At 60.7% G+C, this 13,945-nt stretch carries 12 protein-coding genes; 10 read left to right on the top strand and 2 right to left on the bottom strand.

The window, feature by feature from the left end:
- Positions 1–98: 98 nt before the first annotated feature.
- Both H8B14_RS10685 and H8B14_RS10680 read right to left on the bottom strand, forming a co-directional pair.
- Entirely contained in the window at positions 99–1,223 is a 1,125-nt protein-coding gene (locus H8B14_RS10685; RefSeq protein ID WP_187315625.1) for a glycoside hydrolase family 88/105 protein, read from the bottom strand.
- Positions 1,224–1,363: 140 nt separating this feature from the next.
- Positions 1,364–2,590 (bottom strand): oligogalacturonate lyase family protein, encoded by a 1,227-nt coding sequence (locus tag H8B14_RS10680; protein ID WP_187315624.1) that lies wholly within the window; start codon positions 2,588–2,590, stop codon positions 1,364–1,366.
- Positions 2,591–2,740: 150 nt separating this feature from the next.
- Between H8B14_RS10680 and H8B14_RS10675 the strand changes: the two genes are divergently transcribed.
- The 10 genes from H8B14_RS10675 to H8B14_RS10630 all read left to right on the top strand — a co-directional run bounded on the left by H8B14_RS10675 (position 2,741) and on the right by H8B14_RS10630 (position 13,527).
- Positions 2,741–3,769 carry a hypothetical protein gene (locus H8B14_RS10675; RefSeq protein ID WP_187315623.1) on the top strand — a complete coding sequence of 343 codons (1,029 nt, stop codon included), beginning with the start codon at positions 2,741–2,743 and terminating at the stop codon, positions 3,767–3,769.
- An 88-nt stretch (positions 3,770–3,857) separates the two neighbouring features.
- Positions 3,858–4,523, top strand: a complete 666-nt coding sequence (locus tag H8B14_RS10670; protein ID WP_187315622.1) for an aquaporin — start codon at positions 3,858–3,860, stop codon at positions 4,521–4,523.
- A gap of 20 nt (positions 4,524–4,543) precedes the next feature.
- Entirely contained in the window at positions 4,544–4,861 is a 318-nt protein-coding gene (locus tag H8B14_RS10665; protein WP_187315621.1) for a hypothetical protein, read from the top strand.
- Between the two features lie 162 nt (positions 4,862–5,023).
- Positions 5,024–6,427 carry a sugar MFS transporter gene (locus H8B14_RS10660; protein ID WP_187315620.1) on the top strand — a complete coding sequence of 468 codons (1,404 nt, stop codon included), beginning with the start codon at positions 5,024–5,026 and terminating at the stop codon, positions 6,425–6,427.
- 234 nt (positions 6,428–6,661) lie between these two features.
- Entirely contained in the window at positions 6,662–7,435 is a 774-nt protein-coding gene (locus H8B14_RS10655) for a bacteriorhodopsin-like (RefSeq protein WP_187315619.1), read from the top strand.
- A 110-nt stretch (positions 7,436–7,545) separates the two neighbouring features.
- A complete protein-coding gene (locus H8B14_RS10650) occupies positions 7,546–8,571 on the top strand; it encodes a Brp/Blh family beta-carotene 15,15'-dioxygenase (protein WP_187315618.1) in 1,026 nt (341 codons plus the stop codon).
- A 167-nt stretch (positions 8,572–8,738) separates the two neighbouring features.
- Positions 8,739–9,767, top strand: coding sequence for a UDP-N-acetylmuramate dehydrogenase (gene murB, locus H8B14_RS10645; RefSeq protein WP_187315617.1), 1,029 nt, complete (start codon positions 8,739–8,741; stop codon positions 9,765–9,767).
- Positions 9,768–9,856: 89 nt separating this feature from the next.
- Complete coding sequence (locus H8B14_RS10640) at positions 9,857–10,876, top strand: hypothetical protein (protein ID WP_187315616.1); 1,020 nt, start codon at positions 9,857–9,859, stop codon at positions 10,874–10,876.
- A gap of 124 nt (positions 10,877–11,000) precedes the next feature.
- On the top strand, positions 11,001–11,243 hold the full coding sequence (locus tag H8B14_RS10635) for a hypothetical protein (RefSeq protein WP_187315615.1): 243 nt from the start codon (positions 11,001–11,003) through the stop codon (positions 11,241–11,243).
- Complete coding sequence (locus tag H8B14_RS10630; RefSeq protein WP_187315614.1) at positions 11,209–13,527, top strand: phospholipase D-like domain-containing protein; 2,319 nt, start codon at positions 11,209–11,211, stop codon at positions 13,525–13,527. Before H8B14_RS10635 ends, H8B14_RS10630 begins: the two co-directional genes overlap by 35 nt.
- Positions 13,528–13,945 lie beyond the last annotated feature (418 nt).

The following is a 13,945-nucleotide window of genomic DNA, read 5'->3' as shown; positions in this document are numbered from 1 at the left end:
GAAGTCGAAGCATCTCTGCCCCTGGCTAGCTAATGCTATTGCAACGAAGCGGTAGAGATGCTTCGACAAGCTCAGCATGACGTTCATTTCTTACACTTTTACTTCATTTTCACCAGCTCCGTGCCGGCGAGCAGGAAGCAGCCGAGGCCGTAGTCCTCGAAGTCGGGCTTGCTGGTGTAGCTCACGGGCTGGCCATCTTTGGGCTCCTTGCCGGTGCCCTGCACGTAGCCCAGGAAGCCGTTCGGGTGCACGCATTCGGTGGCTAGGGCGTTCCAAGCTTTCGTGATGATGGGCTGGTACTGCTTGGCGTCGAGCAGGCCGTGGTTGATACCCCAGGCCATGCCGTAGGTGAACAGCGCCGTGCCGGTCAGCTCTTTGCCGCCGTAGTTGGTGGGGTCGTGCAAACTCACGTTCCAGTAGCCGTCAGGGCGCTGCAGCGGTGGCAGGGCCTTCATCATGGCCAAATACATCTGCTCGTATTCTTCGCGGTGCGGGGCTCCCTTGGGCATTATTTCCAGCACGCGCACCATGGCCGCCACCACCCAGCCATTGCCGCGGCTCCAGTAGCAATCCTCGCCGTTAGGCTCCTTGTAAGGCGGCACGAAGTCTTTGTCGCGCCACCACAGCTGGTCCTGCGAGTTGTAGAGGCCGTTGCCGCCGTGCCGGGTTTTCGAGTAGTTGTAGAGGCGGTACATCTTCTCGTAGTAGGCCGTATCCTGGGTGATGGCACCCAGCTTGGCATAGATAGGCATGGCCATTTGCAGGGCGTCAATCCACCACCAGTCGTCTACCTGCGGGCTTTTCACCATCAGGTCAATGCTGGCTTTGATGTCGCGCATCCGCTCGGGCTGCGGGTCCAGTTCGTAGAGGGCGAGGTAGGTCTGACCGGCGCACTGGTTGTCGGCGTTGCGGGTTTCGATGCCGCGGTGCAGGCCCCACTGGTGCTTCTGGCTCCAGTCCACGGCGTAGTCGTAGTAGCGCTGCTGCTTGTCTACGCTGTGCAGCGCCAGCAGGCCCTCGTAGTACACGGCGCGGGTCCAGATGTGGCTGGGGCGGGTTTTGTTGGTCGTGATTTCCTTGCCGGTGTCGGGCCACTTCTGCATGAAGTAGTCGTTGGCGCGGGTCATCGTTTTGAGGATGGCCTTCTTTTTGGGCAGCTTCTGGGCCTGCGTCGTCAGCGTAAGCAAGGCCAGCAGGCAGGCCGTGAGAATGGATTTGAGCATTGGGTGGGTTTGAGGTCGTCGGTTATGATACCCAGTTCGTCATGCTGAGCTTGTCGAAGCATCTCTACCGCAGTGGTAATCTTAACGAAGCGGGAGAGATGCTTCGACAAGCTCAGCATGACGGTGTTTTGTGTCGGTTTCTACGAGGCGGCTTTGGCTATTTCCACGGCGTACACTTGGTTTTCGCCTTCGAAATTGGCCCGAAAGATCAGCCATTTGCCGTCGGGGGAGAAATGCACGTTGGGCTCCAGGTGGTAGTTGTGCTTGGCCAGGTTCACCAGCTTCTCGGCTTTGAATTTGTCGTTATCAGGCCGGAACAGGTAGATCCACTGGCCGTTGGGCGAGTGCGCCACCGAGCTGGGGTAGCCGCCGTCGCCAGCAAACGTTTTCTGGTCGGGCGAAATGGTGTAGTGCACGCTCCACTCGTCGCGGGTCAGCTCGTACTTCTTCTCTTTGCCGGTTTTCAGGTTGGTGCCCGTCACGAAGAACGTGGCGCCGCGCGGCAGCTGGTGGTCAAACCAGATGGTTTTGCCGTCGGGCGCAAACCACTCGTGGCCGAATATTTCGCGGTCCATCGTGCGCTTGTGCACCAGCTTCACCGCCTTGGTTTTCGTGTCGATGGTCCAGATGCGGTCCACCAACTCCCAAGGGCCTTCGTGGCAGAACATGAGCAGCTTCGGGTCAGTGGGCGAAAACTGCACGTGGTTCAGCCAGGCCGTGTCCGTGAACAGCTTGCTGAGCTGGCCGCCCTCGGTGCTCACTGTGAATAAGGTGCGCGGCAGCTTCGATTCGTAGATGCGGCGGAAGTAGTCCTTTTTCTCCGGATACTGCCGCGAAATCTCCTTTTCCGCATCAGAAGCCCAGGCCCCGCCGAGCTGAGTTTCGTCGGCGTTCAGGGTGGTGATGCTGGCCCGGAAATCTTGGGGAAACACGAATACCAGCCGCGTTTTTCGAGTATCGACGTGGGTGGCGTATACCGAGTCGCCGGTCTGGTAGAACACCTCCCTGCGCTTGGGGGCTACAATTTCGCCGCTCATCTTCTGGAAGTAGCGCGTGAGCGGCTGCACCGCGCGCGTCTTCAGGTTGATGGTGCGCAGCTGCTTGCCCTGGGCATCGGAATGGTAGAACACCATCTGGTCGCCGTCGCTGCCTTTAGCCGCCAGAAAGGGCTTATTGTGGAAGTAGAAGCTGTTGTTATTGCCGCCCAGCGGGGTGAGGCGCATCACGCGGTGGCCGGTGTCCTGGTCGATCCACTCGGCGGCGGGCATGGGCATTTGCGCCCCAGTCACGAGTGTAGCCTGGGCCAGCGCGCCGGTACTTAGCAGTGCCAGGCCGCTCAGCAACGCAATAAACGGGTGGGGTTTCATAGGGCAGAAAAGAGGTTAGGGCGGGGAATACAACTCAAGGAAGTGGTATCTGCTGGGCCAACCCTCCTGTACTGTGCGGTGCGCACCGCTTGACCCGGCTTGTCCGCCGTTATACTTGGTAATATTAGGCCGCCAACTGTCTCCCCTGCTATGTCCCGCTCTACCTTCCTCTTCGACCCCAACAAAAGCTCCCTGTTCTATCTGGTGCTGTTTCTGGCCCTGATTGTGCTGGGGCTGACCGCTTACGAGGCGATAAACGGCCATTACTCCATTATCGGCAGCGTCGCGTCGTTTCTGGGTCTGTTTGTGGCGTTTCAGAGCTGGAAAGCGGCCGATGATGCCTCCCGCAACACCGACCAGGCCCTCACCCAGATGCAGCAGCTGGCCCAGGAAACCCGGCAGCTGGTAGAGCGCAGCAGCGCCGTGGAAGAGCAGATCAAAAGTGCTGTTGTGACCATCAGCGACGCCACGCGGGAGCTGTACAAAGGTTTTCAGCCGATTATGCTGCGCATGGCGGAGTTTCTGGAAGAGTCGGCCGGCAGCGAGTATCTGGCTTTGATGACCGACTCGGCCGCCATCGGCACGTTTTATGCCCGCCACCACCGCCCCGAGCTCAACCAGCGCGAAATGCGCGCCCTCACCGACCGGATCCACGACCTGCTGCTGGACCGCGCCCGCGACGCCCGCGAATTCTACCTGGCCACGCTAGCCGCCGACGAACTGCCCGAAACCCAGCCCCCGACCGCCGACCAGCACGGCCGGCTGCACCATTACGTACAGGGTGTGTGGCAGCAGTTTCATCCGGAAGCCGAAAGCGTTGACCTTGACTACTGGACCGAGCACCGCGACCAGCACCTGGCCACTCTGCGCCAACTCGACGATGCCTTCCAGACGCTCTCGGAGCACCCCGAGCAGCGTGCGGCCGGCCTGGGCATCCATCAGCTAGTACCGGTGCTGCCCCTGCAGCTGCTGCTCCGCTTCGATGCCGAAGCCAAGGAGCCGTTTCGGGCGCTGGTGGTGTTTCTGGGCCAGTACAACCTGGATCGGGTGGCCGAGGCCCGGGCCCTGCAAACCACCGACCCCGAGCTGGTGCGCACCTTTATCAGCATGTTTGAGAGCCTCACCAGCCTCGATGACCACCCCGGCTACCAGCAGCTGCGCCGGCAGTTTCCGCTCTAAGCCGGAAATTCCGTTTGTTTGCGGCGGCCGCCCCAATCCGGCGTGCTCTGGCCGGCCGTATGCCTCGCCATCCTATTTAGTCTGATGTATGCAGCGGTACGTTTCTGAGGTTCTGGGCACCTTCGCCATTGTGTTCTGTGGCACCGGCGCCATCATCATCAACCAGGAAACGCACGGCGCCATCACGCACGTAGGCGTAGCCATGACGTTCGGGCTCATCGTGAGTGCCATGATTTATGCGCTGGGCAACGTGTCGGGCGCCCACTTCAACCCGGCCGTGACGGTGGCCTTCACTGTTGCAGGGCGGTTTGCGGGGCGGCAGGTGCTGCCCTACATCATCAGCCAGCTGATAGGGGCCGTGCTGGCCAGCGCGGTGCTGCGCTACCTATTTCCGGCCAACGAACTGCTGGGCGCCACGCTGCCGGCCGGCCCCGAGGGGCAGTCATTCGCGCTGGAATTTATTCTCACCTACTTCCTGATGCTCGTAATTCTGAACGTGGCCTGCGGCTCCAAAGAGCAGGGCATGTTTGCGGGGCTGGCCATCGGGGCGGTGGTACTGCTGGAAGCCATGTTTGCCGGCCCCATCTGCGGCGCCTCCATGAACCCGGCCCGCTCGCTGGCACCGGCGCTGGTGTCGGGGCATCTGGAGCACCTGTGGCTGTATCTGGTGGCACCTACTGTGGGCGCCATTGCGGCCGTCTTCACCTGGAAGTTCCTGACGCGGCCGGTGGTGAAGGCGGAGGAGTGCGAATAAGTCGTAAAAGCTCGTGTTCAGTGAAAGACACAATCAAGCTCCTCAATAGCTATTTTGGCGTTGCGTTAGTAGCACTACTACTCTATTTCTCTTGGTGGCTTTTCGTCGTGCATTTTCTCTACTGGGAAGAATACTCTGAGGATAATAATTACGCAACGGCTACCGCGGGTCTAGGCCTGTTTTATAGCACAATTGCGTTGCTGGTTATGTACGAAATCGGCTTTATCGTAGCAGCCATTAAAGCAAAATCCAAACGTCTCTTCTACCTGGCGGTGCCTTTCATTCTCCTGCTCCCAATGCTAGGTATTTGGCTGTTCGAAACGTTTGGCCGGCGTTAGCAGAAAGTGAGAATAAAAGCTCCATATTTCCTTGTGAGTAAAACTCTGAAGCTGGCTGCTTTATTTGGTTGAGTTCACCTCCCGCTGCACTTCTGCCAAAAACTCCGTAGCATTGCTTAGCCAGCCCCGGGCCGGCTTTTTTTCTTTCTACCCCGCTCCTGCATGGCTGCTCCCGTTACGTCCTCCACCCCGCTTGCCACCGCCGGCACCACCCGCTCCTACGCGGGCCCGATGGTGCTGATGACCACCCTGTTCTTTCTGTTCGGGGCCGTCACCAACTTCAACGACGTGCTCATGCCCTACCTCAAGGACGTGTGCCAGCTCACCGACTTCCAGTCGACGGCGGTACAGTCGGCCTTTTTTGGGGCGTATTTTCTGATGTCGCTGCCGGCGGGCAAGCTGCTGGAGCGAATGGGTTTCAAGCGCGGCATTGTGCTAGGGCTGCTGATTATGGCCTGCGGAGCGCTGCTGTTTGTGCCGGCCGCCAACTCGCGCACGTTTGCCCTATTTCTGCTGGCGCTGAGCTTTCTGGGTGCTGGCATCACGCTGCTGCAGGTGGCAGCCAACCCCTACGTATCGGTGCTGGGGCCGGCACGAACGGCGGCCAGCCGGGTGAGCATCGTGGGCGTGGCCAACGGGTTGGGCGGCACCATTTCGCCGCTTATTGGCGGGCTGATTCTGTTCGGCGGCTCGGCCGTGCTGAAGGCCCGTCTGGCGCAGCTGCCGCTGGAGCAGCGCCTCACCCAGGAAGCCACGCTAGTGAAGCCGCTGTATTTGGGGCTGGCGGTGTTTCTGGCGGTGCTGGCGGCACTGTTTTTCCTGGTGCGCCTGCCTGAGGTAGAGAGCCTGCCCGCCGATGAAGAAGCCGCCGCCGCGCAGGCCGCCGCCGAAACCGGCCGCCGCTCCGCCCTCGATTTCCGCCACCTGGCCCTGGGCGTGGTGGCCATTTTCACCTACGTGGGCGTGGAAGTTGGCATTGGCTCGTTTATCATCCGCTACGGCGAAAGCCAGAACATCAGCCAGCTTAGCGGCTTTACGCAAGAGTTGGTGCGCGGCCTGAGCGTGGCCACCAGCTGGGCCGCCGCTTTGTTCGGCAACACCCCCGACCCAATTGATACCAGCAGCGGCTTTACGAAGGCCGTGGGCGCGGTGCTGGTGTCGTCGTATTGGTTTGGGGTGATGGTCGGCCGCATCATCGGCATTCCGCTGCTCACCCGCTTTGATGCCCGCAAGCTGCTGGCCGGCGTGTGTGCCGCCGGTACGCTGTTCGTGCTGCTATCCATCATTAGCACCGGCGAAACGGCGCTGTGGCTGGTGGTGCTGTGCGGCCTCTGCAACGCCATTATCTGGCCGGTGGTGTTTCCGCTGGCCATTACGGGCCTCGGCAAATTCACCAAGCAGGGCTCCTCATACCTGATTATGGCCATCGTGGGCGGGGCCATCATTCCGCCGCTGATGGGCTTGCTGGCCACGCACGGCGGCGGCATCCGGGTGGCGTTTGTGCTGCCGGCCCTCTGCTATGCCTACCTGCTGTTTTATGCCCTGAACGGTTACCGGGTGCGGTAGCGCAGTTGGTTGCTCCCTGCCCGAAAGGCGCGGGGCCATGTCGGACTTGGTCCGACATGGCCCCGCGCCTTTTTTATGCCCCTTGCCCTCACCTCTCCTGTTCTGGTTTTTGTGAGCAGCACTTCCAACTCATTTTTTATCATTTGTTTAATCTTTTACCCATTAAAGTTAAACATTTATACATCTATACTATTTAATACATGCATTCATTTCTCACTCTTTTTCCCCACTCTTATGCGAACCATGTTGCTCGACGTCATGCGTATACCGGTTGATGACCCCGTGGCTTTCACATTTTTCACGGGGTACATGGCCATGGCAGCCGCGTCTGTCTTTTTCCTGCTTGAGCGGAGTACCGTAACCGACAAATGGAAGACCTCGCTGCTGATTTCGGGGTTGATTACGGGCATTGCGGCCGTGCATTACTATTACATGCGCGACTACTACGTCTCAACCAATGAAACCCCCATTGCTCTGCGCTACATCGACTGGACCCTCACGGTGCCGCTGATGGTGGTGGAGTTCTACCTGCTGGTGCGGGCGGCGGGGGCTAAAGCAGCCCTGCTCTGGAAGCTGATTCTGGCGGCTGTCATTATGCTGGTTTTTGGCTACATCGGTGAAGCTTTCACGGACGGCTCTATGGGCCACTCGGTGTTGTGGGGCTCCCTGTCTACGGTGGGCTACGTGTACATCCTGTATTCGGCCTGGATGGGTGAAGTAGCGCAGCTGGCGGCGGCTTCCAACTCGGTGGCGGTGCAGAAAGGCGTGCGGGCCCTGGCCTGGTTCGTGCTGGTAGGCTGGGCAATCTATCCTATCGGCTACATGGCTATGCCCGGCGGCTGGCTTGGTCCCGACGGGGCCGGGCTGCTCCGTCCTCACGACCTCGATCTGCTTTACAACATTGCCGACGCCATCAACAAAATCGGATTTGGCCTGGTAGTATACGGCATTGCCCGCAGCGAATCGGCGGTGAAAGTGGCGCCGGCCAACGCCGCTTCGGTGGTGTAGCGGCGGCCTGCCTTACCGGCAAATCCCGCATTTTTTGGAATTCACCGGCCAGCAGGCTGAGTTGCCCGGCGCCGCGCAATTCAGCCTGTTTGCCTTTCCATCCGCTTCGTATGCCTTCCTCCTTTCTCGCCGGTACGGCGGCGGCCATCGGGCCCCCGCGCCACTACTCCTACGCGGCCGTGCTGCTGTTCATTGTGCTGGGGCGACTATTTCCGGCGCAGGCCGGGCTGGTGCTGGGCGTGCCGCTGGCCGTGGGTATGGTGGCACTGGGCGTGGCCCACGGCGCCTGCGACCAGCTGGTGGTGCCGGCGCAGGCACCGGCCCGCAACCCGTTGCGCACCTGGCGCTACTGGGGGCGGTTTCTGGCCGGCTACCTGGGTCTGGCGGCCGTAGTGGGCCTTTTCTGGTGGCAGTGGCCGGCGGCTACCGTGGCTCTGTTCTTCCTGCTGACCATATGGCATTGGGGCTCAGCTGATGCACCCGAGCTCAACCAGATTCCTGTGGCGGGCTGGCTAAGCCACAGCTTGCTACGTGGCATGCTGCTGTTTGCGGTGCCAGCCGCCTGGTGGCCTACCGAAACGGCCAGCATCGTGAATGATTTGTTGCGTTTCACCGGTGCCCGGCCCGTTTCTCTGTCTACTTTCCAGGCCGTGGCGGGCGGGCTAGGCATGTTAGTGGCCGCCGGGCATGGGCTGCTCTGGCTGTGGTATGCATTGGACGGCCGCTGGGGCCTTCTGCTCCGCGAGCTTACGGAATTGCTGGTGTTGGCCGCGCTGCTGCTGCTGCTGCCGCCGCGCTGGTCGGTGGTGGTGTACTTTGTGTTCTGGCACAGTCTGCAGCACGTGCTGCGCCTCACCGGCTGGCTGGGCTACGCTGGCAGCTCAGTTCCTGCCCGGCGGGCACTGCTGCCGCAGCTCTGGTTTTATCTGCGGCAGGCAGCGCCCTTGCTGCTGCTGAGCTGCGTGGCGCTGCTGGGGCTAGGCTGGATGCTGGCTGGCCGCCTGCCCGATGCATCGGCTTGGTTTAGCCTGGCGCTGGTGGTGGCCTCCATCGTGACGTTGCCGCACGCGCTGCTCGTGACGCTGGTAATGGATGCGCCCCAGTGGCTCCGCGCTGCAACCCGCCCGGTGGCCTGACTGGCGGTCTGCGCCGCCTGATCTGCTACTACAGGCTTCTACGACATGCCGCCTGGTTTCTTGCTCCTTCGGAGCCGGAGAGCCGGGCGGCATTGGGTTGGGCGTGAGCGAGCCGGCAACAACCCGTTACCTTTGCCGGGCAACCCTTTCCGCTTATTGCTACCCGTATGAACCCGGCTCCCGTTCTGGAACACCACGTTTCGCTTCGCCCCTACAACACGTTTGGCCTAGATGTGCAGGCACGCCTTTTTGCTCGCTTCAGTTCAGTGGAGGAGTTGCGTGCTCTGCTGGCACTGCCCGAAGTGCAGGCTGCCGAGAAGCTGATACTGGGTGGCGGCTCCAATCTGCTTTTCACGCGCGACTTCAATGGTGTGGTGCTCAAAAACGAAATCCGCGGCTTGGAAATCGTGCAGCAGGACGACGACAGCGCCCTCGTGCGTGCCGGCGCCGGCGAAAGCTGGCACGAACTGGTGCAGTACACCCTCGACCAGGACTTAAGTGGCATCGAAAATCTATCGTTGATTCCGGGTACGGTGGGCGCCGCGCCGCTGCAGAACATTGGGGCGTATGGTGCCGAGCTGAAGGACACGTTCGAGCAGTTGGAGGCGCTGGAAACGGCTACGGGCCTGCTGCGCACGTTTTCGGCGGCCGAATGCGGCTTCGGCTACCGTGAAAGCGTGTTCAAAGGCCCGCTTAAAAACCAGTTTATCGTGACGGGTGTGCTGCTGCGCCTGCACCGCCGCGCCAAGCCCAACGTGCGCTATGGCGACATTCAGACCACGCTGCAGGATATGGGCGTGGCCGACGAGCCCACGCCGCGCCAGGTGAGCGAGGCCGTGAGCAGCATCCGGCGCAGCAAGCTCCCCGACCCAACCCAGATCGGCAACGCCGGCTCGTTTTTCAAAAACCCGGAAATTTCGCAGGCTCGTTTCGACGACCTCAAGCGCCAGTACGAGGGGCTGCCGGGCTACCCGGTGCCCGGTGGCGTGAAGGTGCCGGCCGCGTGGCTGATTGAGCAATGCGGCTGGAAAGGGTTGCGCCGGGGCGGCCACGGCGTACACGACCGGCAGGCGCTGGTACTCGTTAACCACGGTGGCGCGCAGGGCCAGGATATCCGCGACCTGGCGTATGAAATTATTGCCTCGGTTCGGGAAAAATTTGGCATCGAGCTGCATCCTGAGGTGAATATTATGTAGGCAGAAAGCCATCAATTGCCACATTAGGCAGGAATTTGCAGCTTTGCGGATAGGGGTGCATTTTGCGTTTCGTTTCGACATTCCCCTGCATGCCGCCCCGCTTATCTGCGCTATTCTGTTGCCTGTACTTCTTTCTGCACATCTCCCTGCCAGGCCTGGGCCAGACAGCGCCGCTGCTCCGGCTGGGCCAGGCGCGGCGCGCTAGTCTGGGCTCGGTGCTCACGGTGCGCGGTGTTGTTGCCAACGGCCCTGAGCTGGGCGGAGTACGCTACCTTCTCGACCAGACAGCCGGACTGGCGGCTTACTCCACGGCGCCGGCCTTCGTGGCGCTGCAGCCGGGTGATAGTGTGGAGCTGCAGGGCACGCTCAAAAACTACAACGGCCTGCTGGAGCTTACCACCATCACGCGGGCCCGGCGGCTGGCCCAGCGCCGCCCGCTGCCCTTGCATGAGGTGGCCTTTGCCGATCTGGCCAGCGTGTACGAAGAGGCATTTGAGAGCCGGCTGGTGCGCATCACCGGCGTACCCTTCCTGACATCGATGAACGGCGTGGCAGTGCGCGTGCTGGCCGGCAGCACCAGCTATCTGCTGGGTGGGCAGCGCGGCGCAGTGCTGCGTGTGCCGGCCGCTTCGGGTGGCACGCAGGGCCTGGTGGGTGCCCCGGCACCAACCGGCGAGTTTACGGTAATCGGGCTGATGGGGCAGTATGCTCCCAATGGCCATGGCTCCTACCAGCTACTGCCCCGCACCTACGCCGACCTGGAAGTAGGCCACGGCAAGCCAGTGGTGGTGGGCGTGCCCGTGGCCCTTGAAACCAGCCCGCAAACCGTGAAGCTACAGTTTACCACCCTCAACCCCGGTGATACCCGCATCGACTTTGGGCGCGACGGCGAGCTAAGCTCGGTGGTGACCAATGCGGCCCTCACGACCACGCACGTTATTACGCTCACCAACCTACGGCCCGGCACCACTTACCATGTACGGGCGTCATCTACCAACGCCGCCGGCAACTCGCTGAGTGCAGTCGTGCTGATTGCCACCGACTCGCGCCGCCGCAGCGCCGCCAGCGCCGGCGAACCACTTGAGAAAGCACAAGCTCCTAAAAACTAAGCTTATCACGCCTGAATCACTTGCTGCCAGCAGCCTATCTGCGCCGGTAGCACCTAGCCGGCACCAGATGTATGGGCAGCCGGCCGCATCTAACCGGCAGGGTAGCACTGTGCTCCTGCTGCCTATGGAAGAAAGAGCCCCGAACTCTGTGGCCTTTTCCAACCATTTCTGGTTATTCTTATTGCTGCCAAAAGCGGCCCGGCCAAGTGGCGGCAACAGCAGCAGCAAGTTGCGGGCATTGGCACACCATTGGGCGGTATTCCGACTGAAAATCAGGATATTTGCAGCCGCTTTCATTTTGTACACTCCGCCTTTCCTTTTCTTTTCTCTGCATGAAGAAATTTACTCTGCTGGCTTTGCTCTGTAGCATGGCTGCTTTCCGGCCAGCACAGGCCCAAACTGCCATAACGGTTGCGGCAGCCAGGGCGCAGGCTCCTGCCTTCAACACGTCCGGCGCCACCGTCACGGTGCGCGGCATCGTCACGAACGGGCCCGAACTGGGCGCCATCCGCTACATCCAGGACGGTACGGCCGGCATCGGCGTGTACTCCACTACGCTCACCACCGGCATTGTGCCCGGCGACTCCATCATCGTGACGGGTACGCTCAAGGACTTCCGCGGTTTGCTGGAGCTGGACCCGGTTTCGTCGCTGACGGTGCTGGCCGGCAACCGGCCGCTGCCGGCGCCGGTACAGTTTCCGGCGGGCAGCTTCACGGCCGCCTACGCCGAGCAGTACGAAGGCCGCCTGGTGCAGCTTACGGGTGCCACGTCCATCAACACAGCTACCGGCGCCCCTGTTACTTCGTTCAGCAGCACCACGTTCCGCATCAACAACAACGCCGCCACGGTGCTGTACGTGAATGCGGCTTCTACCGGCCCGGCCGGCCTCATCGGTAAGCCTTCCCCAAGCGGCACGTTTGATGCTGTGGGCATCATGAGCCAGTTCACGACGACGGCGCCCGGCCCTACCGGCCCCGGCTATCAGCTGCTGCCTCGCCTCTACGAAGACTTTCGCCAGGGCAACACGCCCAACGTGTTAAACACACCCTTCCCGACCAACATCAGCACGTCGGGCTTCACGGTGAACTTTGTAACCCAGAACGCCGGCAACACCAGGTTGGAATACGCTACCAGCGCCACTGGCCCCTTCACGGCCGTAACCAGCGCCGCCAGCACCACCAGCCACAGTTTGGCCATTGCGGGTTTGCAGCCTGCTACGGTGTATTTCGTAAAAGCCAGCTCCACCAACGCCACTGGCCTGTCGGAGTCGCGCGTGGTACCGATGATTACGGCTTCGCTGTCGTCGGGCAAGATGCGCAGCTACTTCACCGGCACAGTAAACAACGCATTGGCGCTGCCCGGCAACAATGCGCTGTTTCTGCCCAGCGGCGCTATTGCCGATACGCTGGCCCGCTACATCAACCGCGCCACCGCCACGCTCGACATTTCCATCTATAACTGGAACAGCCCCACTATTCTGGCAGCCGTAAATGCCGCCCAGGCCCGCGGCGTGCGGGTGCGCGTGATTTATGAAGATGATAACAACAACGTAAGTGTACCCAGCCTGAATGCTGGCGTGGCTCGCCTGGCCCGCACCCAAACCGGCTCGGGTACCATTCAGGGCATCATGCACAACAAGTTTGTGATTATTGATGCCGAAAACATGAACCCCAACGTGCCGTGGGTATGGACTGGCTCCACCAACTGGACCCAGGCGCAGCTTTCCACCGACCGTAACAACTCCATTGTCATTCAGGACCAGGCCCTGGCCCGCGTGTACAAGATGGAGTTCGAGGAAATGTGGGGCGGCAGCGGCGCTACTTCGGGCGCCGTGAAGTTCGGCTCACGCAAAACCGACAACACCCCGCACTACCTCAACATCGGCGGTAAGCTGGTGGAGTCGTGGTTTTCGCCGACGGATAATGTGAACGGCCGTCTCATCGACGCCATTCGCACCGCCGACTTCGACCTGCACATTGCCACTATGCTCAACACCCAGCTCGACATCGGCCGTGCCATCCGCGACCAGGTGCTGCTGCGCAACATTGCCTCCTGCACCGAGGTGCTCAACAACGACACCAGCTCCACCAACTCGGGCCTGGTGCTGCGCACGATCCGGCAGGCCATTGGGGCCCGCGGCATGGTGAAAAACACCAGCGGCATCATGCACCACAAATACGCCATCATCGATGCCGGCGCTTCGCAGTCGGACCCGCAGGTGTTTGTGGGCTCGCACAACTGGAGCCTCTCGGCCAACACTGAAAATGACGAAAACACGCTCATCGTGCACGAGCCGCGCATTGTGAACCAGTACTACCAGGAGTTTGCAGCCCGCATTGCGGAGCAAAACCGCGGTGTGCAGGTCTGCAACCTAGTGCTGAGTAACAAGAACGCCACGGTGCAGCAAAGCAGCGTGCAGGTGTATCCGAATCCGACCCGCGGCCAGTTTGCCGTGCGCCTGCAGGCCGGCAAGGCCCGCACCGCCACCATCACCCTGCGTGATGCCACCGGCCGCGTAGTGCTCAACCAAACCAGCACGCTCGCCGGCCAGGACGTTTCGGTGGATGCCTCGCAGCTGCCCGCCGGCCTCTACATGGTGCAGATCGTGACGCCCGAAGCCACGCAGGTGAGCCGTGTGGTTGTGGAATAGTCTCTCTGTTTCCAACTCATTAAAAAAGGCGGCGCCCAAATTTGGGTGCCGCCTTTTTTAATGATGTTTCTAAATTTTATTTCTCTTCAAAACAGTCAATGGCTAGCCCTATTCCACTTGCCCCCAATCGAAGCATTTCTTGGGCGCTAAATCCCAAGCTGCATTGCAGTGTGTAGATATAAGTAAGCTGAAAACTGATATAATCTTTTTCGATTCCGATTTTTTGTAACTCCTTAAACTGCGGCTCCAATAAGTCGAGAAAGACATTGATGAAGTCAAAATAAGATTCCTCACCATCCGAGGCAACCAAATATGACCATATACTTGGCTCATTTACGCTAAAAGGCTTCGGCTTCCACGGCTCCGGACTCACCCCCATAATTTGGGTGATGACGTTGAAAGTTTTGAAGCTGGGCTC

It is taken from the genome of Hymenobacter puniceus (assembly GCF_014333525.1).
In the GTDB taxonomy this organism is placed as follows: domain Bacteria; phylum Bacteroidota; class Bacteroidia; order Cytophagales; family Hymenobacteraceae; genus Hymenobacter.
Note: the sequence above shows the minus strand (reverse complement) of the source record. Positions and strands in the feature narration are given on the sequence as shown.

Bases quoted from the DNA above. Each gene is read 5' to 3' on its own strand.
- H8B14_RS10655 (WP_187315619.1), top strand. From the start codon at position 6,662: ATGCGAACCATGTTGCTCGACGTCATGCGTATACCGGTTGATGACCCC.
- H8B14_RS10635 (WP_187315615.1), top strand. From the start codon at position 11,001: ATGGAAGAAAGAGCCCCGAACTCTGTGGCCTTTTCCAACCATTTCTGG.
- H8B14_RS10660 (WP_187315620.1), top strand. From the start codon at position 5,024: ATGGCTGCTCCCGTTACGTCCTCCACCCCGCTTGCCACCGCCGGCACC.
- H8B14_RS10670 (WP_187315622.1), top strand. From the start codon at position 3,858: ATGCAGCGGTACGTTTCTGAGGTTCTGGGCACCTTCGCCATTGTGTTC.
- murB (WP_187315617.1), top strand. From the start codon at position 8,739: ATGAACCCGGCTCCCGTTCTGGAACACCACGTTTCGCTTCGCCCCTAC.
- H8B14_RS10680 (WP_187315624.1), bottom strand. From the start codon at position 2,590: ATGAAACCCCACCCGTTTATTGCGTTGCTGAGCGGCCTGGCACTGCTA.
- H8B14_RS10675 (WP_187315623.1), top strand. From the start codon at position 2,741: ATGTCCCGCTCTACCTTCCTCTTCGACCCCAACAAAAGCTCCCTGTTC.
- H8B14_RS10630 (WP_187315614.1), top strand. From the start codon at position 11,209: ATGAAGAAATTTACTCTGCTGGCTTTGCTCTGTAGCATGGCTGCTTTC.
- H8B14_RS10685 (WP_187315625.1), bottom strand. From the start codon at position 1,223: ATGCTCAAATCCATTCTCACGGCCTGCCTGCTGGCCTTGCTTACGCTG.
- H8B14_RS10650 (WP_187315618.1), top strand. From the start codon at position 7,546: ATGCCTTCCTCCTTTCTCGCCGGTACGGCGGCGGCCATCGGGCCCCCG.
- H8B14_RS10640 (WP_187315616.1), top strand. From the start codon at position 9,857: ATGCCGCCCCGCTTATCTGCGCTATTCTGTTGCCTGTACTTCTTTCTG.